The 20,663-nt window shown below is 62.7% G+C and carries 28 protein-coding genes; 10 read left to right on the top strand and 18 right to left on the bottom strand.

Annotated features, from left to right (window positions below):
- Positions 1-68 precede the first annotated feature (68 nt).
- The 5 genes from B2V90_RS15995 to B2V90_RS15975 all read right to left on the bottom strand — a co-directional run bounded on the left by B2V90_RS15995 (position 69) and on the right by B2V90_RS15975 (position 4,642).
- Entirely contained in the window at positions 69-986 is a 918-nt protein-coding gene (locus B2V90_RS15995) for a DMT family transporter (RefSeq protein WP_228221594.1), read from the bottom strand.
- A gap of 31 nt (positions 987-1,017) precedes the next feature.
- Entirely contained in the window at positions 1,018-2,076 is a 1,059-nt protein-coding gene (locus B2V90_RS15990) for a DUF3667 domain-containing protein (RefSeq protein ID WP_228221595.1), read from the bottom strand.
- Between the two features lie 68 nt (positions 2,077-2,144).
- Positions 2,145-2,816 carry a murein L,D-transpeptidase catalytic domain-containing protein gene (locus B2V90_RS15985; RefSeq protein WP_009820677.1) on the bottom strand — a complete coding sequence of 224 codons (672 nt, stop codon included), beginning with the start codon at positions 2,814-2,816 and terminating at the stop codon, positions 2,145-2,147.
- Positions 2,817-2,868: 52 nt separating this feature from the next.
- The gene (locus tag B2V90_RS15980; RefSeq protein WP_009820676.1) at positions 2,869-3,183 is read right to left on the bottom strand and encodes a hypothetical protein; all 315 of its coding nucleotides are present in this window, start codon (positions 3,181-3,183) and stop codon (positions 2,869-2,871) included.
- Between the two features lie 4 nt (positions 3,184-3,187).
- Complete coding sequence (locus B2V90_RS15975) at positions 3,188-4,642, bottom strand: L,D-transpeptidase family protein (RefSeq protein ID WP_293922257.1); 1,455 nt, start codon at positions 4,640-4,642, stop codon at positions 3,188-3,190.
- Between the two features lie 71 nt (positions 4,643-4,713).
- Between B2V90_RS15975 and B2V90_RS15970 the strand changes: the two genes are divergently transcribed.
- Complete coding sequence (locus B2V90_RS15970; RefSeq protein ID WP_228221597.1) at positions 4,714-5,613, top strand: histone deacetylase family protein; 900 nt, start codon at positions 4,714-4,716, stop codon at positions 5,611-5,613.
- Positions 5,614-5,617: 4 nt separating this feature from the next.
- Here the strand turns inward: B2V90_RS15970 and B2V90_RS15965 are convergent, their stop codons facing one another.
- The 7 genes from B2V90_RS15965 to hisB all read right to left on the bottom strand — a co-directional run bounded on the left by B2V90_RS15965 (position 5,618) and on the right by hisB (position 9,739).
- A complete protein-coding gene (locus tag B2V90_RS15965) occupies positions 5,618-6,184 on the bottom strand; it encodes a hypothetical protein (RefSeq protein WP_228221598.1) in 567 nt (188 codons plus the stop codon).
- Between the two features lie 63 nt (positions 6,185-6,247).
- Positions 6,248-6,568, bottom strand: a complete 321-nt coding sequence (locus tag B2V90_RS15960) for a phosphoribosyl-ATP diphosphatase (protein WP_228221599.1) — start codon at positions 6,566-6,568, stop codon at positions 6,248-6,250.
- A gap of 42 nt (positions 6,569-6,610) precedes the next feature.
- Positions 6,611-6,880, bottom strand: coding sequence for a PEP-CTERM sorting domain-containing protein (locus B2V90_RS15955; RefSeq protein ID WP_009820671.1), 270 nt, complete (start codon positions 6,878-6,880; stop codon positions 6,611-6,613).
- A 126-nt stretch (positions 6,881-7,006) separates the two neighbouring features.
- Positions 7,007-7,771: an imidazole glycerol phosphate synthase subunit HisF gene (gene hisF, locus B2V90_RS15950; RefSeq protein WP_228221600.1), complete on the bottom strand. Its 765-nt coding sequence runs from the start codon at positions 7,769-7,771 to the stop codon at positions 7,007-7,009.
- Positions 7,768-8,505 (bottom strand): 1-(5-phosphoribosyl)-5-[(5-phosphoribosylamino)methylideneamino]imidazole-4-carboxamide isomerase, encoded by a 738-nt coding sequence (gene hisA / locus B2V90_RS15945; protein ID WP_009820669.1) that lies wholly within the window; start codon positions 8,503-8,505, stop codon positions 7,768-7,770. Before hisA ends, hisF begins: the two co-directional genes overlap by 4 nt.
- Positions 8,506-8,532: 27 nt before the next feature.
- Complete coding sequence (hisH, locus tag B2V90_RS15940) at positions 8,533-9,147, bottom strand: imidazole glycerol phosphate synthase subunit HisH (RefSeq protein WP_009820668.1); 615 nt, start codon at positions 9,145-9,147, stop codon at positions 8,533-8,535.
- A 4-nt stretch (positions 9,148-9,151) separates the two neighbouring features.
- Positions 9,152-9,739 carry an imidazoleglycerol-phosphate dehydratase HisB gene (hisB, locus tag B2V90_RS15935; protein WP_031298759.1) on the bottom strand — a complete coding sequence of 196 codons (588 nt, stop codon included), beginning with the start codon at positions 9,737-9,739 and terminating at the stop codon, positions 9,152-9,154.
- Between the two features lie 95 nt (positions 9,740-9,834).
- On the opposite strand from hisB, the gene B2V90_RS15930 reads away from it, so the two are divergent.
- The 4 genes from B2V90_RS15930 (at position 9,835) to B2V90_RS15915 (ending at position 12,132) form a co-directional block, all read left to right on the top strand.
- Positions 9,835-10,311: an SspB family protein gene (locus tag B2V90_RS15930; protein ID WP_228221601.1), complete on the top strand. Its 477-nt coding sequence runs from the start codon at positions 9,835-9,837 to the stop codon at positions 10,309-10,311.
- Positions 10,312-10,362: 51 nt separating this feature from the next.
- Positions 10,363-11,304, top strand: a complete 942-nt coding sequence (pip, locus tag B2V90_RS15925) for a prolyl aminopeptidase (RefSeq protein WP_228221602.1) — start codon at positions 10,363-10,365, stop codon at positions 11,302-11,304.
- Positions 11,305-11,318: 14 nt separating this feature from the next.
- A complete protein-coding gene (locus B2V90_RS15920; RefSeq protein ID WP_228221603.1) occupies positions 11,319-11,729 on the top strand; it encodes a membrane protease subunit in 411 nt (136 codons plus the stop codon).
- A gap of 61 nt (positions 11,730-11,790) precedes the next feature.
- Positions 11,791-12,132 (top strand): hypothetical protein, encoded by a 342-nt coding sequence (locus tag B2V90_RS15915; RefSeq protein WP_228221604.1) that lies wholly within the window; start codon positions 11,791-11,793, stop codon positions 12,130-12,132.
- Positions 12,133-12,139: 7 nt separating this feature from the next.
- Here the strand turns inward: B2V90_RS15915 and B2V90_RS15910 are convergent, their stop codons facing one another.
- The 3 genes from B2V90_RS15910 to uvrB all read right to left on the bottom strand — a co-directional run bounded on the left by B2V90_RS15910 (position 12,140) and on the right by uvrB (position 14,891).
- Positions 12,140-12,361: a type II toxin-antitoxin system HicB family antitoxin gene (locus B2V90_RS15910; protein ID WP_009820662.1), complete on the bottom strand. Its 222-nt coding sequence runs from the start codon at positions 12,359-12,361 to the stop codon at positions 12,140-12,142.
- Positions 12,358-12,609 (bottom strand): type II toxin-antitoxin system HicA family toxin, encoded by a 252-nt coding sequence (locus B2V90_RS15905; protein WP_228221605.1) that lies wholly within the window; start codon positions 12,607-12,609, stop codon positions 12,358-12,360. Before B2V90_RS15905 ends, B2V90_RS15910 begins: the two co-directional genes overlap by 4 nt.
- A 98-nt stretch (positions 12,610-12,707) precedes the next feature.
- On the bottom strand, positions 12,708-14,891 hold the full coding sequence (gene uvrB, locus B2V90_RS15900; RefSeq protein ID WP_228221606.1) for an excinuclease ABC subunit UvrB: 2,184 nt from the start codon (positions 14,889-14,891) through the stop codon (positions 12,708-12,710).
- A gap of 52 nt (positions 14,892-14,943) precedes the next feature.
- On the opposite strand from uvrB, the gene B2V90_RS15895 reads away from it, so the two are divergent.
- Positions 14,944-15,507, top strand: a complete 564-nt coding sequence (locus tag B2V90_RS15895) for a DUF3617 domain-containing protein (RefSeq protein ID WP_228221607.1) — start codon at positions 14,944-14,946, stop codon at positions 15,505-15,507.
- 23 nt (positions 15,508-15,530) lie between these two features.
- Here B2V90_RS15895 and B2V90_RS15890 read toward each other — a convergent pair whose 3' ends face one another.
- Positions 15,531-15,902, bottom strand: coding sequence for a hypothetical protein (locus tag B2V90_RS15890; RefSeq protein ID WP_228221608.1), 372 nt, complete (start codon positions 15,900-15,902; stop codon positions 15,531-15,533).
- On the opposite strand from B2V90_RS15890, the gene B2V90_RS15885 reads away from it, so the two are divergent.
- The 3 genes from B2V90_RS15885 to B2V90_RS15875 all read left to right on the top strand — a co-directional run bounded on the left by B2V90_RS15885 (position 15,888) and on the right by B2V90_RS15875 (position 17,280).
- Complete coding sequence (locus B2V90_RS15885) at positions 15,888-16,412, top strand: hypothetical protein (RefSeq protein WP_228221609.1); 525 nt, start codon at positions 15,888-15,890, stop codon at positions 16,410-16,412. The two genes, B2V90_RS15890 and B2V90_RS15885, sit on opposite strands and share 15 nt — an antisense overlap.
- Positions 16,390-16,689 (top strand): HNH endonuclease, encoded by a 300-nt coding sequence (locus B2V90_RS15880; protein WP_414711614.1) that lies wholly within the window; start codon positions 16,390-16,392, stop codon positions 16,687-16,689. The genes B2V90_RS15885 and B2V90_RS15880 overlap by 23 nt, the downstream gene beginning before the upstream one ends.
- Before the next feature lie 87 nt (positions 16,690-16,776).
- Positions 16,777-17,280 carry a DUF3617 domain-containing protein gene (locus B2V90_RS15875; protein WP_228221611.1) on the top strand — a complete coding sequence of 168 codons (504 nt, stop codon included), beginning with the start codon at positions 16,777-16,779 and terminating at the stop codon, positions 17,278-17,280.
- Between the two features lie 100 nt (positions 17,281-17,380).
- Here the strand turns inward: B2V90_RS15875 and B2V90_RS15870 are convergent, their stop codons facing one another.
- Positions 17,381-17,860, bottom strand: a complete 480-nt coding sequence (locus tag B2V90_RS15870) for a hypothetical protein (protein WP_293922240.1) — start codon at positions 17,858-17,860, stop codon at positions 17,381-17,383.
- 2 nt (positions 17,861-17,862) lie between these two features.
- Complete coding sequence (lepA, locus tag B2V90_RS15865; RefSeq protein ID WP_228221613.1) at positions 17,863-19,668, bottom strand: translation elongation factor 4; 1,806 nt, start codon at positions 19,666-19,668, stop codon at positions 17,863-17,865.
- 243 nt (positions 19,669-19,911) lie between these two features.
- Here lepA and B2V90_RS15860 point away from each other — a divergent pair, with 243 nt between their 5' ends.
- Positions 19,912-20,646, top strand: coding sequence for a CsgG/HfaB family protein (locus tag B2V90_RS15860; protein ID WP_050763001.1), 735 nt, complete (start codon positions 19,912-19,914; stop codon positions 20,644-20,646).
- Positions 20,647-20,663 lie beyond the last annotated feature (17 nt).

Below are 20,663 nucleotides of genomic sequence, written 5' to 3'. Positions count from 1 at the left end.
TGTCCCTCATCACCATGTAGCCTTATGCCGGCATAGTAAATTATCGGTTAGCGCCACTTGCTTACCCTCTAGAGTGTCCCCGCGAGCGCGAGAATGACGCCTGCCGCGACAAGAATGAGACCAGCCAATTCGCTGCGACGCATGGTTTCGCACAGGTAGAAATGTCCGAACGCCATGGTGAATGCCACCTCCACCTGACCCACGATTCGCACGAGCGCGACGGGAGCGGTGGCAAAGCCGGTAAACCAGCAGGCCGAACCCAAGGCCGACAGAAGGCCGACCTGGCCGGACACGCGCCAGCTGCTCAAGACCCTGCGCATTTCGGCCGGCTCCCGCCACAATAGCCAGCCGCCCTGCATCATAGTCTGCAACGGGACCGTGACCGCCAACACGATCAAGGCGGCAAATACCGGAGTGTCGGTGTCCACACCCTGCGTCGCGCGGCGGATGCCGATCGCCGTGAGCGCAAAGAAAAAGCCGGAGGCGATGCCCGTGACTGCGGCTGGCTGACCTAAGGCGCGCACAAAATCCCATAGGCCCAATTTGCGACCGCCGGTCGACAGCAGCATGACGCCCGCGACCCCGCAACCGATCCCCGCCCAACTAAGCGGGGGCAGCGTTTCCCCCAGAAGAAAGAAAGACAAAACAGCGCCTTGGGCGGCTTCCGTTTTGGAATAGGCTGTGCCAACCACGAAATTGCGATACCGGAACGCACTGATCAGCAAATTGGTCGCGATGATCTGCGCCAGGCCACCAGCGCCGCAGAACAGCAGAAAATCCGCATTCAGCCGCGGCCAAGGGGTCGGAAAGACGACCAGATACAGTGCCAGCAGCGCCGTCGTGAAGGGCATGCCGTAAAGATAGCGGACAAGGCCCGCCCCGTTCAGGGAGAGGCTTTCGCTCACCCGGCGCTGAACCGCCGTGCGCCACGCCTGAAGCGCGCCTGCGACCAAGGTAGCCGGCAGCCAGATGGGTGAACTGAACATGCCGCGTCCTATAACGGGGACGCGCGCCCCGTCATCCCATCATCGCAACGAAGGTGAAGAAGAGCGATAACGATATGCAGGCAAAACCATAGAGCAGCGGCAAACGCAGAAGCGTGCTTGTCCGCGACAAATGGTAGGCATCCTTGAATTGCCGGTACATATGCCACGCCGCGAACAGCAGCAGCCCGGTCGTCACAATTCCGCTGGTCACATGCAGCGCCGTCAATATCATCGACAAGGAGAACAGCAGCGACATAAAAGCAATGGAATAGGTCACGTAAATGGCGTGATCATATATTTTATAGCGGCGGCTGAAGGGAAAGAGCAGCCACATGAACGGCAGCGAGATCAGGATCAGCGCCCAGGAAAATTTATAGGCGTTGGCCTTTAGCTTGTAGTAAGCGAGTTCGGGATTTTTGGCGGCGGCGTTGATGGTTTTTCCCACTGTCTTCGCGACGCCGCCATTGACGCCGTCGGAGGTCAGGGAGTTGGCGATATTGCCGGCCAGCGTCAATCCTTCCCGGTCCTCCCGCGCATCCTCCAATGTGCTGGCCAGTGCCTTGCGCCGTTCGCTCGACAGATCAGGCTTGGCCAGGTCTGCCTCCAGCGCGCGAATGCGGGCGTCAGCCTTTGCCTGTTCCTGGGTGAGTTCGGCCCGGGCGGCTGCATTCATCTGCACGCCCTTGCCTTCGCCTTCCGGCCCGTGATGGCTGGTCAGCGAAAAGACCGCATACATCAGGAAGGCACTGAACAAAAACAGCGCGAAAGGCGACACGAACTTCGCCCGCTCCCCATGCACATAACGCCGGGTCAGCTTGCCTGGCCGCAGCGCGAGTTCGGGCAGCGTCGTGAATATCTTGCCTTCCAGATGCAGCACGCCATGCACAAGGTCATGCCCGATCGCGGCGAAGCTGCGATGCATATGCGCCGCCTGGCCGCATTGCGCACAGTAAGGCCCGCCAAGCGGCGCGCCGCAGTTCAGACAATCGCCATGGCCGGCCTGGTGCGCCTCCCCATGGGCGGGCTCGACAGCCCGCGCCAGCATCGCCCCGGTGACCGCGTCACCTGTCGCCTCGATTCCCCCGTTCATACCGGCAGACTATCAGCGGTGTATCACCAACGCCAGACAGCGAATGAGCGCCTTACGATGTTGTCGGATCAGGCTGCGCCAAGCTTGCCCGAATACAGCAGTCGGCCCTGCCCCAGCAGTCCCAGCACCTGTGGCACCAAATGCGGCGCGACGGCAAAGCAGCCTTCGCTGCGGCCGCATTTGCCCCAGGTCGCCACATGATCTTCCGTCACATAATCCGCGCCATGAACGACGATGGCGCGCGCTTCGGCATTGTTGTTCTGGGGATCAAGCCCGGCAAGACGCATCGACCGCCCATGCTGGCCGACATATTCCGCCTCCGTGCGGAACGCCCCCCGGCAACTGGCGAGGGAATTGAATTCGTTGGAGAAGCTATGCAGCCAGCCGGAATGGCCAGGGTCCGATCCCCGCCCGTGCGACACGAGATAACTATTTGCCTGCCCGCTCACCAGGTCGACGATATGCATCCGCATGTCCTTCGATGGGGCGTCGAAATCGACGATGCCGACACGGTCACGCAGAGGGAAGGCCGATCCATGCTGGTCCAGCGCGGCGCGCGCGCGATCCAGCAGCGCAGCATAGCGCGGCGTCGGCCTGGCAGGCGCAGCCGCGACAGGAGGAACCGGAGACGGCGCAGCGGGTTGAGGCATGACGGGCGGCGCGGCACGGCCCATGCTGTCCGACAGAAACGAAAAAGCGAGCCCGCTCAAAGCGAACTTCGTAAAATTGCGGCGATCCATGGCCGCTCTTATAGCAAAAGACGCGCGCCGATTGAACCCGGGCTCTGGCCGGTCACTCGCTGCTGTTGCTCGCTTCGTCGGCAGGCTGCACCGCTTCGCCGTCACGCGGAAGGCGCGACGTCATGCCGGTCGCCTCCGCGTCATCGAGAATCTGTTGCTCCTGTGAGATTGACGGCGGCGGCGCAACAGGGGCGGCCTCGACCTCGTTCTTCGGCTCGGGCATCGGTACGTCCGGTTCCTCGACAATCACATTTTCGACTGGCGGTTCGACCAGATTGTTGACCGGCGCCGGGGCATCTTCTTCCTTCTTGCCGCAAGCGGCCAGAGCAAGGGCGCCAGACAGCGCGATCAGGGCGAATTTACGCATGGAATCAGTCCTTTGATGCGATGGAGGCGGGAGCGGGAGCGGCGGTGGGATCGGCGCGGCTGCTCGATGCCTCAATCTTTTGCGCCAGCAGTTTGTCCCAGCCATAGGGGTCGTTGCGGAAGGACACGACGCCATCACCATTGGCGAAGGCCGTCCAGTAGAGGAGGTAGACCGCGACATCTTGAGGCAGCGACACCCGCTGCGTCTTGCCTTCGTCGATCAGGTTCTGAATCTGGCCGTTGAGGTCGGGGGAGGCGGCGACCATCTGCTCGGCCAGCGCCACCGGCTTTTCCAGGCGGATGCAGCCGTGGCTTGCCAGGCGATCATAGCTCGAAAATTTCCCGCGCGCGGGCGTGTCGTGCAGGTAAACGGCGAACGGGTTGTTAAAGTCGAACTTCAAACGGCCCAGCGCGCTGTTGGGACCTGCCGGCTGCACGATGCGCTCGCCCCCTTCGGGCGTCTTGACGATCTTGTAACCCTGCCGGATCAGCGTCGCCCGTCCTTTAGGGAAAAGTTCACGCCTGGCGATCGACATCGGCACATTCCAGGGCGGATTGACGACAATTGAATGGATGCTGGACGACAGCATCGGCGTCTGGTTATCCGGGCTGCCAGTAACGGCACGCATGGAGGTAACCGGCTGATCCCCTTCGAACAGGGTCAGCACGGCAGCGGCGATGTTCACCTGTACCCGATTGACGGGCAAGCTGCGCGGCATCCAGCGCCACCGTTCCATATTGGCCATGATCGCGGCGATACGATCATCAACGCCGACGTTGAGCGCGGCAAGCGTTCGGGCATCCAGATTGCCGGTGGGGTTGAGGCCATAGCGGCGTTGCGCCCGTTGGATAATGTCGGCCAGTTTTTCGTCCGGCGAGACGCTGGGGTCCTCCATCGCAATGCGTTTGCGAATAGCGTCGGACGACGAAGAGGCGGACAGCGACTGCCAACCACCCTGGTCCCGAATTGCCTCGTAGCGGGCGAGCCCCTGCCGCAATGTCTCATACCCCGCCCAGGGCGGGGTCAGCCGGTTGGCCCAGCGGTCCAGATCATCGTCGGAAACGGCCTTGGCCAAGCCGGGGCGCGGATCGAATTTTTCCGGGCGCAGCGCCCAGATGTCGAGGAAGTCGGCCGTGTCGACGCGCCCGGTGCTGAGCGCGCGGGCGCGGTCGAGCATGGCATTCACGAGCGCTTCGCCATGGAGCGGGCCGCTGCGCTTCTGGCGGGCCATCAGCCCCTGCGCCGCGCCGGTCTTGAGCCAGTCATTGGCCCACGCCTCCTGCGCGGCGGACAGCGGCGGAATAGGGACGGGCGGACGAATTGCAGGAATGGGCTGCACCATGCCCGATCCAGGCAGGGTTGGCGCAACGGCGGGCGGCGGCGTCTGCGCCAGGGCAGGTTGAGCGGCAAGCGATGAAGCGGCAAGGCCGATCATCGCCGCGACGGGAAAACGGGTCATGGAGGGGCGGTTCATGCTGGACCAGATAGCGCAAAGCTCTCTAGGTTCAAATCGCGATAGTGGAAAAGATCATGCTGCACGTTGTTCACCATCCTGCCTATGTCTCCCCTGCAACACCCGGCAGCGCCTATCGTTTCGACAAATATGGGCTGGTGATGGATGCCCTGACAGAGAGCGGAACGGCGATGACGGTTCATACGCCCGAGGTGATGCCGCGCGAATGGATCGAGGCCGTGCATGACCCCGCTTATGTGGACGAGGTGATAAGCCTGAGCGTCCCGCCCGAAAAGATGCGCAGGATTGGATTTCCGATCACCGATCGCGTGGCGGCGCGGTCGCTGCTATCGCCGGGCGGCACGTGGGCCGCCGCGCGGCTGGCGAAAATCTATGGCTATGCAGCCAATGCAGCGGGCGGCAGCCACCATGCGCTGCACGACACAGGCGCTGGATATTGCGTGTTCAACGACCTGGCGATCGCGGCCACCCGGCTGATCGCGGAAGGTGACGCGAAACATGTCCTGATCCTGGATTTGGACGTGCATCAAGGAGACGGCACGGCGGCGCTGATGGCGGGGCGCACCGACGTCTTTACGCTATCCATTCATGCCGAGCGCAACTTTCCCGTGCGCAAGGCGCGATCCAGCCTGGACATCGGGCTGGAGGATGGCATCGATGACCATGGTTATATGGCGGTCCTGACTGATGCCCTGCCGCGCGTGCTGGACGACTTCGCGCCCGACCTCATCCTGTATCAAGCTGGAGTCGACCCCCATGGCGAGGATCGGCTGGGCAGGTTGAAGCTGACCGACGCCGGCCTTGACGCGCGGGACCGTTTTGTCCTGCGACAGGCCCGCAAGCGCACTATTCCGGTCGCCAGCACCATGGGTGGCGGCTATGGCGCGGATCGCATGCTGGTTGCGCGGCGCCATGCGGACTGCATGATCCGCATGGCGCAGGAAATCGGAGACTAACGGATCAGTGGGTGGTGGACGCAGTTGCAGCCACCCTGGATTCCATGATTTTAGCCGCGATCAGGCCCGCAGCGGCGAGCGCGACGAAATCGCTGAACGCAAGATAGAGGAAATAGCCCCAGGGCGCATGGTTGAAGACCGGCTGACCGATATGCAGCCAGAGCACGGCCGCAATCGAAAACAGGATGGTCACGCGCATGCGGCTGCCGAAATCGGCCAGAGCGAAACGCAGCGCGAGCGCGATCAGGATACCGACCGCCAGCGCGAGGATCAGCCCGCCGATCAGGGACGCGCCATCAGTGACCGGAAATCCGCTGCTGTTATAGAAGACCTGGGCGATGGGGCCGCGACCATAGAGGATGGTGCCCTGCGCGGTGGCCGGATCCGGGATGACATAGACGCCGGTGCCGGTGGCGTTCAGCCCCTGGGCGAGCGCAGCCTGAAGATTGGCGCTTTCCTGATCGCCCGCGCGGCTGAACGCGAGTGCGCTGAGCGGCGTGCCCCAGAAGATGAAGCCGATAATATACATGGCGAGACCGCCAAGCAGCCCCCCGATGACCGAACGAACCATGATAGACCCCCATCCCTGCGGTGAAATCGCCGATTAAACGCGGGGTGAGGCAATTTTATCCGTTCAGTCGGACGGTCGGGCCGCCTTTTCCACGATTCCCGACACACCTTCGCGACGATCCAACTCGTCAAGGACGCTATCCAGCGGGATATCAAGATCAGCCAGCAGCATCAGCAGATGGAAAAGCAGGTCCGCGCTTTCGCCCACGGCGCCGGCGCGATCATCGGCCATGGCCGCGATCACCGTTTCCACCGCTTCCTCGCCGACCTTCTGCGCAATCTTCGCGCGGCCTTTGGCCGCCAGCTTTGCGACATAGGACGCCGTCGGGTCGGCCGTGCGCCGCTGGCGGATGGTCTGTTCGAGATGATGAAGAGTCGCGCGCATGGGGCGCATCAAGCGCCGCGCGCGCGACCCGTCAAATGAATTTTACTTCCGGCGATTCTTGCGGCGCGCGACAACCGCGCGGCCACACAGAACGGCCGCGCCCATCGCGAACAGCGCCATTTGCTCGGGCTCGGGCACCGGCGTCGGCGTGCCGCCCGACGAACCGCCAGTGGACGAGCCGCCGCCCGACGAGGACGAACCACCGCCGCACTTGCCGAACCAGCATCCCCAGGTCGCCTGCGCCGGCGCGGGCACGGCCGCGCCCATCAAACCAGCGACCCCAACCATCAAAAGCATCTTCCCGTATTTCATGTCACACCCCTGCTGCCAAAGAATGGAATAGTTCGAGGGCAGGAAATACGGGACGCGCACGCATCTTTCCAATGGATTAACCACGATAACGGCGGCGGGAATGTATCGTTATGATCCACCCGTTAATCAGGCGGCGCGGACCGGCACCCCTGCGGCCGCCAGCGCGCGATGCGCGTCGCCCACGCTATGCTGACCAAAATGGAAGATCGAAGCGGCCAGAACGGCGCTGGCATGCCCCTTGATCACGCCGTCGACAAGGTGATCGAGCGTGCCGACGCCGCCGCTGGCGATCACGGGCACGGATACCGCGTCGGCAATGGTGCGGGTGAGCGCCAGATCATAGCCCTGCCGCGTCCCGTCCCCATCCATCGAAGTGACCAGCAATTCGCCCGCGCCCAGTTCCGCGAGGCGCAGCGCATGCTCCAGCGCGTCGATGCCAGTGGGCTGGCGCCCGCCATGGGTGAAGATTTCCCAGCGCCCCTCCCCAACCTCGCGCGCGTCCACGGAGCCGACGATACACTGGCTTCCGAAGCGATCGGCGATGTCGGCGACCAGTTCGGGACGGACGACCGCGGCGCTGTTGACCGCGACCTTGTCCGCACCCGCCAGAAGCAGCGCGCGCGCGTCATCCGCGCTGCGCACGCCGCCGCCGACCGTGACCGGCATGAAGCACACCTCCGCCGTGCGCCGCACCACGTCCAATATCGTGCCGCGCGCCTCATGCGTGGCGGTAATGTCAAGGAAGCAGAGTTCATCCGCGCCGGCCGCGTCATAGAGCCGCGCCTGCTCCACCGGGTCGCCGGCATCCTTGAGGTCAACAAAATTGACGCCCTTGACCACGCGGCCATTGGCGACGTCGAGGCAGGGAATGACGCGGGTGCGGACGGTCATGCCGCCGCCTGCGCGACCGCCATGGCCGTCTTGAGATCAAGGCGGCCGTCGTAGAGCGCCCGGCCCGTAATGACGCCTTCGATCCCTTCATCGGCGTGAAGGCTAAGAATGCGAATGTCGGCAATGCCCGCCACGCCGCCGCTGGCGATCACGGGAATATCGGTGGCGCGCGCAAGATCGACAGTGGCGTCAATGTTGCACCCCTTGAGCAGGCCGTCACGGCCGACATCGGTGAAAAGCAGGCTGGCAACACCCGCATCTTCAAACCGGCGCGCCAGATCGACGACCGGCATGTCGCTCTTTTCCGCCCAGCCGTCGGTGGCGACGAACCCATCGCGCGCATCCACTGCGACGACGATGCCGCCCGGAAAGTCGCGGGCCGCCGCCTTGACAAAGGCGGGGTCCTTGAGCGCCGCAGTCCCGATCACGATGCGCGACACGCCAAGGTCGAACCAGCGTTCCACCGCAGCACGATTCCTGATGCCGCCGCCCAACTGCACATGCCCCGGAAAGGCATCGATGATGGCTTCCACCGCAGCGGCGTTGACGGCTTCGCCAGCAAAGCTGCCGTCTAGGTCCACCACATGGAGATGCTGCGCGCCTGCCTGAGCAAATATGTGCGCCTGCGCGGCAGGATCGTCGCCATAAATGGTGGCGCGATCCATGTCGCCTTCGGCCAGACGGACGACCTGGCCACCTTTTAAATCAATGGCTGGAAAGACGATCAGGGACATGAGCGAAACCTTTACGCGCAGCGGCCGTCAGGGCCGCCAGTCGAGAAAGCGGGACAGGAAGGACAAGCCATAAGCCTGGCTTTTTTCCGGGTGAAACTGACAACCGATGATCGTGTCGCGCGCGACCGCAGCGATCAGCGGGCCGCCATGATCGGTCCTAGCAGCGACATGAGCGGGATCGGCCGCCTCGAAATGATAGCTGTGCAGGAAATAGGCTTCCCCCGGCTGGAGCAGACCGGGCGCGCCCGTCAGCGCCACATCGTTCCATCCCATATGCGGCACCTTGGCTTCGGCGTCGGCCGGTTCGATCCGCCGCACCGTGCCCGGAATCCAGCCCAGCCCTTCATGGCGACCAAATTCCTCGCCCGCGTCGGCGAGCAGTTGCATGCCCACGCACACGCCTAGGAAAGGCGTGCCCCGCTGATTCACGGCCTCGCCCATCGCCTCGACCATGCCGGGAATCGCGACCAGCGCGTCGCGACAGGCCCGGAACGCGCCGACGCCCGGCAGCACAATACGGTCGGCCCGCGCCACCACCTCCGGATCGGCAGTGATAGCGACGTCCTGCGCGCCCGCTTTTTTCAGCGCATTATGCACCGAATGAAGATTGCCCGCGCCATAGTCGATGAGGGCGATGGTCATCGGCTTACAACATGCCCTTGGTCGACGGGATGGCGTCGGCCTTGCGCGGATCGACCTCCACCGCCTGACGCAACGCCCGTGCCAGCCCCTTGAACGCGCTTTCAACGATATGATGATTGTTGCTGCCGTAAAGCAGTTCGATATGCAGCGTGATGCCGGCCGCCTGGGCGAAGCTGTGGAAGAAATGCTCCACCATTTCGGTGTCCCATTCGCCCACCTTCGTGACGGTGAAGGGCAGCTTGCACACCAGCCATGGACGGCCGGAAATGTCGAGCGCAACGCGGCTCAGCGTCTCGTCCATCGGCGAATAGACGCTGCCGTAGCGGCTGATCCCGCGCTTGTCGCCCAGCGCCTTTGCCACGGCTTCGCCAATGGCGATCGCGGTGTCCTCTGTGGTGTGGTGCTGATCGACATGCAGGTCGCCGACCGTCTTGACGGTCATGTCGATCAGCGAATGGCGCGAAAGCTGTTCGAGCATATGGTCGAAAAAGCCGATGCCGGTCGACACGGTGTAAAGCCCGGTGCCATCCAGGTTGACGGTCACATCGATCTGCGTTTCCGCAGTGTTGCGGTGAATTTCGGCCGTGCGCATGGCCGCCCTATAGCGTGTGGGACGCAGCATGCAATGTGCGCGCGCAAGCTGGAGCGGGCTTGACCCCATGCTTAGGGCCGTTAGGACATTGCGCCATGAGCGATGACCTGCCCGACAGCCTGATTCCCTATGACGAAATCGTGCAGGAGGCGCTGCGCGCGGTCGTCGGCCGCGTGCTGGACGAAGTGCAGCAGACGGGCGGGCTGCCTGGGACGCATCATTTTTACATCACCTTCAAGACACAGGCTCCGGGCGTCGACATTCCCAAGCATCTGGTCGAACGCTTCCCTGACGAAATGACGATCGTACTCCAGAATAAATTCTGGGACTTGAAGGTCAGCGATCAGCATTTCGAGGTGAGCCTGACCTTCAACCAGGTCGCGGCGCATCTGGTCATCCCTTTCAGCGCGATCACGGCCTTCGTCGATCCGGCCGTCAATTTCGCGCTCCAATTTCAGGTGCAGTCGGATGAAGTCCCCGAACCGCATGACGAAGCGGAAAATGACGGGCCGCAGGTGACGAACGAGGATGGATCGAACGTCGTCACGGTGGATTTCGGCAAGAAGAAATAAGCGGCGGCCAACGCCTCTGGTTCAAATCGCATCGCCTGTTACAAGGTCCGCATGCGCAGTCTCTATCCACCCATCGAACCCTTTGCCTCCGGCCACCTCGACGTTGGCGACGGGCATCGCATCTTCTGGGAACGGTGCGGCACCCCGGGCGAGAAGCCTGCCGTCTTTTTACACGGCGGGCCGGGCGGCGGCTTCAGCTCCGATCATCGGCGGCTGTTCGATCCCGCCCGCTACGATCTGCTCCTGTTCGACCAGCGCGGATGTGGGCAGTCCACACCGCATGCATCGCTGGACGCAAACACGACCTGGCATCTGGTCGCCGATATCGAACGGCTGCGGGCCATGATGGGCGTCGACCAATGGCTGGTGTTTGGCGGCAGTTGGGGATCGACGCTGGCGCTTGCCTATGCGCAGGCGCATCGCGCGCAGGTGAGCGAACTGGTGCTGCGCGGCATCTTCATGATCCGCCAATCGGAAATAGACTGGTATTATCAGGAAGGCGCGAGCCGCATCTATCCCGACAAATGGGAAAGGTTCGTCGCCCCCGTCCCTGAAACAGAACGCGGCGATCTGGTTGCGGCCTATCGACAACTGCTGACCGGCGACGATCCTGCCGCACGGATCGCTGCGGCGCGGGCCTGGAGCGTGTGGGAGGGCGAGACCGTGCGCCTGCTACCCGACCCGGCGCTGTCGGCGGTGCATGACGCGGATGATTTCGCGCTCGCCTTCGCACGGATCGAAAATCATTATTTCACGCATCGCGGCTGGCTGGACGATGGTCAATTGATCGCCAATGCCGCTATACTGGCCGACATTCCCGGCGTCATCATCCATGGCCGCTACGACATGGCCTGCCCCGCCGAAACCGCCTGGGCTTTGCACAAGGCGTGGCCGCAGGCGCGCTTCGAACTGATTGAGGGCGCGGGCCATGCCTATAATGAACCGGGCATATTGGACGCACTGATCCGCGCGACCGACGGTTTTGCAGGCTGAAGGGAGAGCATGCAATGATAAGATTGACCGGAACGGGCATGCTGGGCATCGCCATCCTCTTCATGGTCACGCTATCCGGCGTTCTATGGGGCTGTCCGGCCTATAATGTCTACAGCAAGGAACTGTCGGGCCGCGCCGCCCTGGCCGAAGCGCAATCCTCCCGCCAGATCGCGGTGCTCGAAGCGCGGGCGCGGCTGGAAAGTGCGAAGATGCTCGCTGATGCAGAAGTCGTGCGCGCAGAAGGCGCGGCACGTGCCAACCGAATCTTGCAGGATAGTCTGGGCGGTCCGGACGGCTATTTGCGCTATCTTCAGATTCAGGCCATCGACGCTAAAGACGCGAGCATCATTTACGTCCCAACCGAGAGCGGATTGCCTCTGCTGGAAAGCAGCCGGCTGGCGCCACGGACGAATGCGGCTAACTGATTTGGAACTGTCGAACGAAACCTGCTTTTGCCTTGAAAGAACGCGACCAGGAGTGGTGCAAATGATGACACGGATGCTGGGATGGGCGATGGTGCCCATGATCGCAACGCTTGCCGGTTGCGGGGAGCCCGCCAGGGATCAGGCCGTGACCGGGGGCAATCAGGCCATCGCTGAAAGCGGCGCTGCGGCGCAGGTCGCCCAGCTGACGCCCGAGCAGCGCAATGGTGTCTTCGAGAAGGCGATCCGTGATTCGGGCGTCGCGTGCCCCGCCGTCACGGGATCGGAGCGGACGGAGATTCGACCGGGCGTCAAAGGCTGGAAAGCGCAATGCGACAATGACAGCGCGCATCTGATCGAAATCACGCCGGACGGTACCGCGAAGGTGACAAGCCGGACTTACTGATAACGGATTAAGCGGCGTAGATGGCAGGGCGGTAGCGGGCTTCCGGAATGGGATGACCGTGCTCGCGCGCGAAATCGAGCCATAGCCCGATCGCTACTTGGACCTCCGCAATGGCTTCACCTGGCGTGTCGCCATGCGCGGAGCACGGTTTGAGGTCAGGCACATCTGCAATCCAGACCTTGTCCTCCTTCGACCAGAAGACATTGATGTGATACTGATGGTCCATCATTCGTCCATGCTGAGTCCTTGTGCTTCGATCATATCAAGGAATTGCTCGACCTGATAGGTATTGGCATCCTTGCCATTGGGTTGGATAATCAAAGGACGGTCGATGCCGGCGCGGCCGTAGACATGATGACTGCCGCTGACGCGGGTAAGGCGAAAGCCGAAGGCTTCGAGTAGCCTTTGGAAATCGCGAAAGCTGATGTTGCGGCTGCCTTGGAGCAGTCGTTGCAAGAGTTTGGCGGGTTTGACCATCGGGACATCCTTTCGATCCAACTTTTGCCAACTCGTGACATCGATTTGAATCGACTTCGCTATCCCCAGGAAGAAACTCTGGGATTTTCCACACAGCCCTACCGCCCGAATTTCCGCTGTGTCTTCCCATATCGCAGCTTCCGCGTCCCCGGTTTGCCCTCCGTCGCGCGGCCACGTGGGGCGGCAACCTGCTCGTCTGCGGGCAGGCCAAGTTCCTCCGCTTCCAGCTTGCGGATTTCGTCGCGAATGCGGCCGGCTTCCTCGAACTCCAGATCGGCGGCGGCGGCGCGCATTTTCTTTTCCAGGTCCTCGATATAGGCGCGCAGATTGTGGCCGACCATATGCGGGCGATCGTCCAGCCCAGTGTCGACCGTGACCTGATCCTTGGATGCCACATGGGCGATGATGTCCCCGATCTGCCGCTTGATCGTGGTCGGCGTGATGCCATGCTCCAGATTATAGGCCTGCTGCTTCTCGCGCCGTCGCGACGTTTCGTTGAGCGCGCGTTCCATCGACCCGGTAATGCGGTCGGCATAGAGGATCACGCGGCCCTCCACATTGCGCGCCGCGCGGCCAATCGTCTGAATGAGCGAGGTTTCGGAGCGCAGGAAACCCTCCTTGTCCGCGTCGAGGATTGCGACCAACCCACATTCAGGGATGTCCAGCCCCTCGCGCAGCAGGTTGATGCCGATGAGAACGTCGTAGACGCCCAGCCTCAGATCGCGGATCAGTTCAATGCGCTCCAGCGTCTCGACGTCGCTGTGCATGTAGCGAACCTTGATCCCGGCTTCATGCATGAACTCGGTCAAGTCCTCGGCCATCCGCTTGGTGAGAGTGGTCACGAGCGTGCGATAGCCCTGCGCCGCGACCTTGCGGCATTCATTGATGAGGTCGTCGACCTGATCCTCGACCGGCTTGATCTCGACCGGCGGGTCGATGAGGCCGGTGGGGCGAATCACCTGTTCGGAAAACACGCCGCCGGTCTGCTCCATCTCCCATGGGCCGGGGGTGGCGGACACGCTGACCGTCTGCGGCCGCATCGCGTCCCATTCGTTGAAGCGCAGCGGGCGGTTGTCGATGCAGCTAGGCAGGCGAAAGCCATATTCGGCGAGCGTGATCTTGCGCCGGTGGTCGCCCCGCGCCATCGCGCCGATCTGCGGCACGGTCTGATGGCTTTCATCCACGAACAGCACGGCATTTTCGGGCAGATATTCGAACAAAGTCGGCGGCGGTTCGCCAGGCAGGCGGCCAGTCAGGAAGCGGGAATAATTCTCGATCCCCGCGCAGCTTCCTGTCGCCGCGATCATTTCCAGATCGAAATTGGTGCGCTGTTCAAGGCGCTGCGCTTCCAGCAGCTTGCCCTCAGCCACCAGTTCCTTGAGGCGCTCGGCCAATTCGAACCGGATCGCTTCCATGGCCTGCTTCAGCGTCGGGCCGGGGGTGACATGGTGACTGTTGGGGAACACTTTCACATAATCGAGGCTGGCGATCTTCTTGCCAGTGAGCGGATCGAATTCGACGATATCCTCAATCTCGTTGCCGAAGAAGCTGACGCGCCAGGCCGTGTCCTCATAGTGTGAGGGGAAGACTTCCAGATTGTCGCCCTTCACGCGAAAGTTGCCGCGGGCAAAGCCTGCATCGTTGCGCTTATATTGGAGCGCGACGAGCTTGCGGATGATCTCGCGCTGATCCTCCACCCCGCCCTTCTTCATCGAAAAGGTCATGGCCGAATAGGTTTCGACCGATCCGATGCCATAAAGGCAGGACACCGACGCCACGATGATGACGTCGTCGCGTTCCAGCAGCGCGCGGGTGGCCGAATGGCGCATCCGGTCGATGCTCTCGTTTACGCTCGACTCCTTCTCGATATAGGTGTCGGACCGCGGCACATAGGCTTCGGGCTGGTAATAATCATAATAGCTGACGAAATATTCGACCGCATTGTCGGGAAAGAAGCTCTTGAACTCGCCATAGAGCTGGGCCGCCAAAATCTTGTTGGGCGCAAGGATGAGCGCGGGGCGCTGCAACGCCTCGATCGTCTTGGCCATGGTGAAGGTCTTGCCCGAGCCGGTGACGCCGAGCAGCACCTGGTCCTTTTCGCCTTGCCTGGCCGCCGCCACCAGTTCGGCGATCGCGGTCGGTTGGTCGCCGGAGGGTTCATAGTCGCTTACCAGCGTGAACGGCCGCCCGCCCTCGCTCTTTTCCGGGCGCGCCGGACGATGCGGGACGAAGCTCTGGCCGGTTTCCGGCTCGGACAGGTCGGTGCGGATTTGAATTGTCATCGCGCCTTGATATGGTACCGGAACATAAGGGGTGCAACAGGGAGATCGGACGATGCGCGGAGCGTTTTTGACGATGCTGGGCTTGACCATGACGCTAGCGGCGTGCGGGGACCAGCCAGGCGAAAAGGCCGGTGACATTGCCGCGACCGACGCCATGAGCAAGGCGCAGGTGAAAGAAGCCGTGGACAAGGTGCAGTTGAAACCCGGCCAGTGGCAGGGGCGCTTTACCATCCAGGACATCGACCTGTCCGGCATGCCCGGTGCGCCGGCAACGATGGAAGAGCAGATGAAGCGGATGATGAGCCAGACATCCCTCACCTATTGCGTGACCCCCGAAGAAGCCGCCAATCCCGGTGCGGAGATGTTCTCGGGGCAGGACGACAAGAATTGCCGCTTCGCCGATTTTTCTGCCACGGGCGGCAAGGTGAAGGGCCGCGTCTCCTGCAAGGCGGAGGGCGGCACCATGAACGCCGCCATGTCGGGCAGCTACGCGCCCGACAGCTATGCGATGGACATGGACATGAAGATGGAGGGCGGCCCCGAAGGCCAGACCATGGCAATGACAGCGCGTTCCGAGGGCAAGTGGATCGGCCCGAAATGTGAAGAGAATAAGTGATTGTCCGGCTGATCCTTTTACTGTCACTCGGCCTGAGCATCTGTTGCAGGCTTGCGAACGCTGCCGAGCCGGACACGATCGTGGTGAACGGTCAGCGACTGACGAAAGAGGAAGCGCGCGCACGGGCGACCGACTTTGTCCGGCGCCTGGGCGTCGTCCAGGGAGACAGGCCGGCCGCGCGGTGGTCGTCGGGCATTTGCCTCAAGATCAAAGGTGTTTCGGCCGATATCGCGGACATTGTTGCGGCGCGCATGACGTCGACGGTCCAGAGGGTCGGCGCTCCAATCGCGGCGCGAAAATGCGAAACCAACCTTTTGGTCGCATTCGTAAGCGACGGACAAGAACTCGCCGCCCTTGTCAATGAACGGCAGCCCGGCAGCATGACGGATATCCAAGGTCCAGAACGCCGCGAATTGCTCGAAGGCGATGCGCCTATTCGCTGGTGGTATACGATTGCCTACGGATCGGGCGACGGCGACGCCCTGTCATCGACCCCCTCTCCCATCACCGGTGGCAATGGCGAGGCAGGGGCATCCATATTGCCCGATGGCGTGCCAACGGGTGGCTCCTATGCGCCGAGCCTTATCCGCAGTCAGGCGATCCGGCTCATAAGTGCTGCCACCGTCATCATCGACGTGAACAGGGCCGAGGGCATCACGTTGAACGCCGCCGCAGACTACGCCGCGTTCGTTGGCCTCGCCGAAATCCGCCGAAATTCGCCGTCTTCTGTTCGATCGATCATCAACCTCTTCCAGGCTGAATATGGGTCCGACAGCCTGACGGACTGGGATTTCCGTTTCCTCACCGAATTATATTCTCTTCCGCTCAACCGTCTGGGTCGGCTTCAGCGTGGCTATCTGGTCAAGGCGCTTGTCGACGATGATGATATTGGCGAGGGTGAATAGGGGTTTGCCCTGCTGGCTCTGCGACCGGCCGCTGGGTGCGCGGATCGAGTGGCATCATCCGGTTCCCAAGAGCCGGGGCGGGCGGGAGACGGTGGCGGTGCATCCCCTTTGTCATCGCACCATCCATGCAACCTTTACCAACGCGCAGCTGGCGCGCGACTTTGCCGGCCCCGCCGACTTACGCGCGGCCCCAGCGATCGCCACCTTCCTACGCTGGATCGAGGGAAAGCCGGCCGATTTCCATGTGCCCACGCGCGGCGCCCCACGACGGCGATGACAGGCCCCGGCGCGCTTTGGCCTTGCACTTTGCGGCCGGGCAGTAGAGCCTTGCGCCATGGATCGATAACGGTTGGGAAGAGAGGATATGCGATTTGTGATGCTGGGCGCGATGGCCGCGCCGATGCTGGCCCTCGGCGCGTGCGGCAGTGATCCGACGCCGGCGCCGCAGGCCGAAGAGCCGCCCATCGTCATGCAGGCCGGGGAATGGGAACTGACCCGCAAGACCACCGGCTATAATACGCCGACCGTGACGCCCGCCCAATATCAGGAGGCGTTGAAGCAGATTGGCGAGGAGAAACTGTGCATCGCCTTCGACGCCGATAATGCGCCGGACGCCGATGCACTGGCCGGACCCGAGGGGCAGGATTGCGTCTACAAGGACAAGCTGGTGCGCAAGGGACGGCTGATCGCGACGCTTAGTTGCAAGGCCGGCGCGGGCGTGTCGGAACTGGTGGTGGAGGGCAATTATACCAACGACAGCATGACGCTGGGCACGACGATGACCAAGACGGAGGGCGGAAAGCCGGTGCTGCGCACCACGCACGACCTGACCGCCCGGCGCGTGGGCGATTGTCCGAAGGCGGGCTGACCCGGCCCGCGACATCGACTGCGACAGGTGCACGGCTTTGCGCCGGGCTTCCGGTAAACGCGACAGCCATGCACCCGCTGTCGCGTTTGCCGAAATGCCCCTACCCCGCCTTGCTCCGCGCCGCCGCCAGCACATCACCGGCAAGCCGCGCGTAGTCGGCGCAGGCGTGCTGGAGCGCCGGGCCGCTGCCCGCGTCGCGCCATGCGCCAAAGCAATGGCGATTTTGCGCGGCGCGCATCTGCCGCAGGCGCGCGCGGCCTTCGACAGACAGGCCGAGGCGCGGCGCGGCCCGCCGCCAGGCTTCGGCGGCGCTGAAGATGCGGCGCTGCGGATGGACGCCAGGGTCCACCCCGGCGGCCACGCCCAGCCGATCTAGGCGGTCGGCCTCGACAATCAGGTCGGTCAGGAACAGGTCCAGTTCGCGCAGACCATTGCCGATGAGCCGAGCCGGCATGGCGTCGCGGCGACGCACCGAGGCGTCAGGACAGCCACTCAACGACATGCCATTGGCAAGGAAGGCGGCGGCGCGTTCGATACGGGCGACCTGATCGGCCAGAGCCGAATAGGGATCGCCCGGCACGGTCAGCTTTCGTCGCCCATCCGCAGCGCGGCAATGAAGGCTTCCTGCGGAATCTGCACGCTGCCATATTCGCGCATCCGCTTTTTCCCCTCCTTCTGCTTATCGAGCAGCTTTTTCTTGCGGCTGATGTCGCCGCCATAGCATTTGGCGGTGACGTCCTTACGCATCGCCGCGATCGTTTCGCGCGCGATCACCTTTCCGCCGATCGCCGCCTGGATCGGGATTTTGAACAGGTGGCGGGGGATGAGGTCCTTTAGGCGCTCGCACATGTGCCGGCCGCGCGCTTCGGCGGCCGAGCGGTGGACGATCATGGAGAGCGCATCGACCGGCTCATTATTGACGAGGATGCTCATCTTGACGAGGTCGCCCTCGCGCGTGCCGATCTGGTGATAATCGAAGCTGGCATAGCCGCGGCTGATCGATTTCAGCCGATCGTAGAAATCGAACACGACTTCGTTGAGCGGCAATTCATAGGTTACCTGGGCACGCCCGCCGACATAGGTAAGGTTCTTCTGGATGCCGCGCCGGTCCTGGCAGAGCTTCAGGATGCTGCCCAGATATTCGTCGGGGCAGTAGATCACTGCCTCGATCCAGGGCTCCTCGATCATCTCGATATGGTTGGGATCGGGCATGTCGGCGGGATTGTGCAGATGGCGCACCGTCCCGTCCTTCATATGCATGTCATAGACGACCGATGGCGCGGTGGTGATGAGGTCGAGATCATATTCGCGGGTCAGCCGCTCCTGGATGATCTCCAGATGCAAAAGGCCCAGGAATCCGCACCGAAAACCGAAGCCCAGCGCTGCCGAGGTTTCCATTTCGAACGAGAAGCTGGCGTCGTTAAGGCGCAGCTTGCCGATAGAATCGCGCAGCTTTTCAAAGTCGTTGGCATCAACCGGGAAGAGGCCGCAGAAGACGACGGACTGGACTTCCTTGAATCCCGGCAACGGCTTGGTTGCCGGGTTCTTGACCGTGGTGATGGTGTCGCCCACGCGCGTCTGACTGATGTCCTTGATCTGCGCGGTGATGAAGCCGATTTCGCCCGGTCCCAACTCAGCCAGCTGCTCGATCTTGGGCCGGAAACAACCCACCCGGTCGATCAGATGTTCGGTGCCGCCGATCATGAACTTGATATTCTGGCCCTTCTTGATGACGCCATTCATGACGCGCACCAGAATGACAACGCCGAGATACGGGTCATACCAGCTGTCGACCAGCATCGCTTCTAAGGATGCGTCCCGGTCCCCCTTGGGCGCGGGGATCTTGGTGACGATCGCTTCCAATATGTCGTCAATGCCGATCCCGGACTTGGCGCTGGCCAGCACCGCTTCGGACGCATCGAGGCCGATCACCTCCTCAATTTCCGCCTTCACCTTTTCTGGTTCGGCGGCCGGCAGGTCGATCTTGTTGATGACGGGCACGATTTCGTGATCATGCTCGATCGACTGATAGACGTTGGCCAGCGTTTGCGCCTCCACCCCCTGGGCGGCGTCGACCACCAGCAGCGCGCCTTCGCAGGCGGCCAGGCTGCGCGAGACTTCATAGGCGAAATCGACATGGCCCGGCGTGTCCATGAGGTTGAGCGCGTAGGTTTGCCCGTCCTTCGCGACATAATCGAGGCGCACGGTCTGCGCCTTGATCGTGATGCCGCGTTCCTTTTCGATATCCATATTGTCGAGCACCTGCGCGCTCATTTCGCGGTCGGTCAGGCCACCGGTGCGCTGAATAAGGCGGTCGGCCAGGGTCGATTTGCCATGGTCGATATGCGCGATGATCGAGAAGTTACGGATCTGGGACAGGTCAGTCATCGGCGCCCGATAGCAGCGATTCTCCGCCCTGTCAGCACGGCTGACGCGCGGTGCGCCATCTGTAGGCAAGTGGGTCACTCTATGCTAAGGGAAGCGCTCCTTTGCCGGGTCGCGCCATAAGAAAAAACGGCTGAACTTCACCGCATCAAGGGGAAAATTGGGGCAATGTCGAAAATCCTATCCGCGCTGGCCGCCACGGCGGTTCTGACCGCCGCGCCAGCGACGACCATCGCGCAGACCAACATGAGTTCCTCGGGCAAAACCTACAAGGACGGCACGACCAAGGGCGCGTCGTCCGGCCGGCGCTCGCAGGAGCGCGCAACCCGCGAAATCCCGCACTGCACGAAGATGCTGGGAACGGTCGCGATCGTCGAACCGGACAATCAGTGGTGGCGCGAACTTAATCTGGGCAGTCCAGAGGCCATCCTGAAGGTGTTCGTCCAGCAGTCCGGCTGTTTCCGCATGGTCAACCGCGGCCGGTCAATGCAGAGCCGCGCGATGGAACGCGCCATGGCGGACGCCGGCGAATTGCAGGCCGGATCGAATCTGGGCAAGGGCCAGGTGAAGGCGGCGGACTATTATCTGGAGCCCGACATCGTGTCGTCCAACCGCAATTCCGGCGGCGGCGGCATCGGCGGCGCGCTGGGCGGCCTGATGGGCGGCTTTGGCGGCGCGATCCTGGGCGGGCTTAACATCAAGAAGAAGGAAGCCAATGTCACCCTGTCGATCGTGAACGCCCGCACGACCGAGGAAGAGGCGCTGACCGAAGGCTATGCGCGCAAGACCGATGTCGGCTTTGGCGGCGGCGCAGGCGGCGGTTGGTGGGGCGGCTTCGCGGCGGCCGGCGGTGCGGGCTATCAGAATACGGAGATCGGCCAGGTCATCGTGCTGGCCTACCTCGACGCCTATACCAAGCTGGTGACGCAACTGGGCGGCTTGCCCGACAATGCAGCGGCGGCAGCGCCCGTCGCGCAATAAGGGTTGGCAACAAACGA

It is taken from the genome of Sphingobium sp. UBA5915 (assembly GCF_002431195.1).
Taxonomy (GTDB): Bacteria; Pseudomonadota; Alphaproteobacteria; order Sphingomonadales; family Sphingomonadaceae; genus Sphingobium; species Sphingobium soli.
This window is presented reverse-complemented; position numbering and strand designations above follow the sequence as displayed.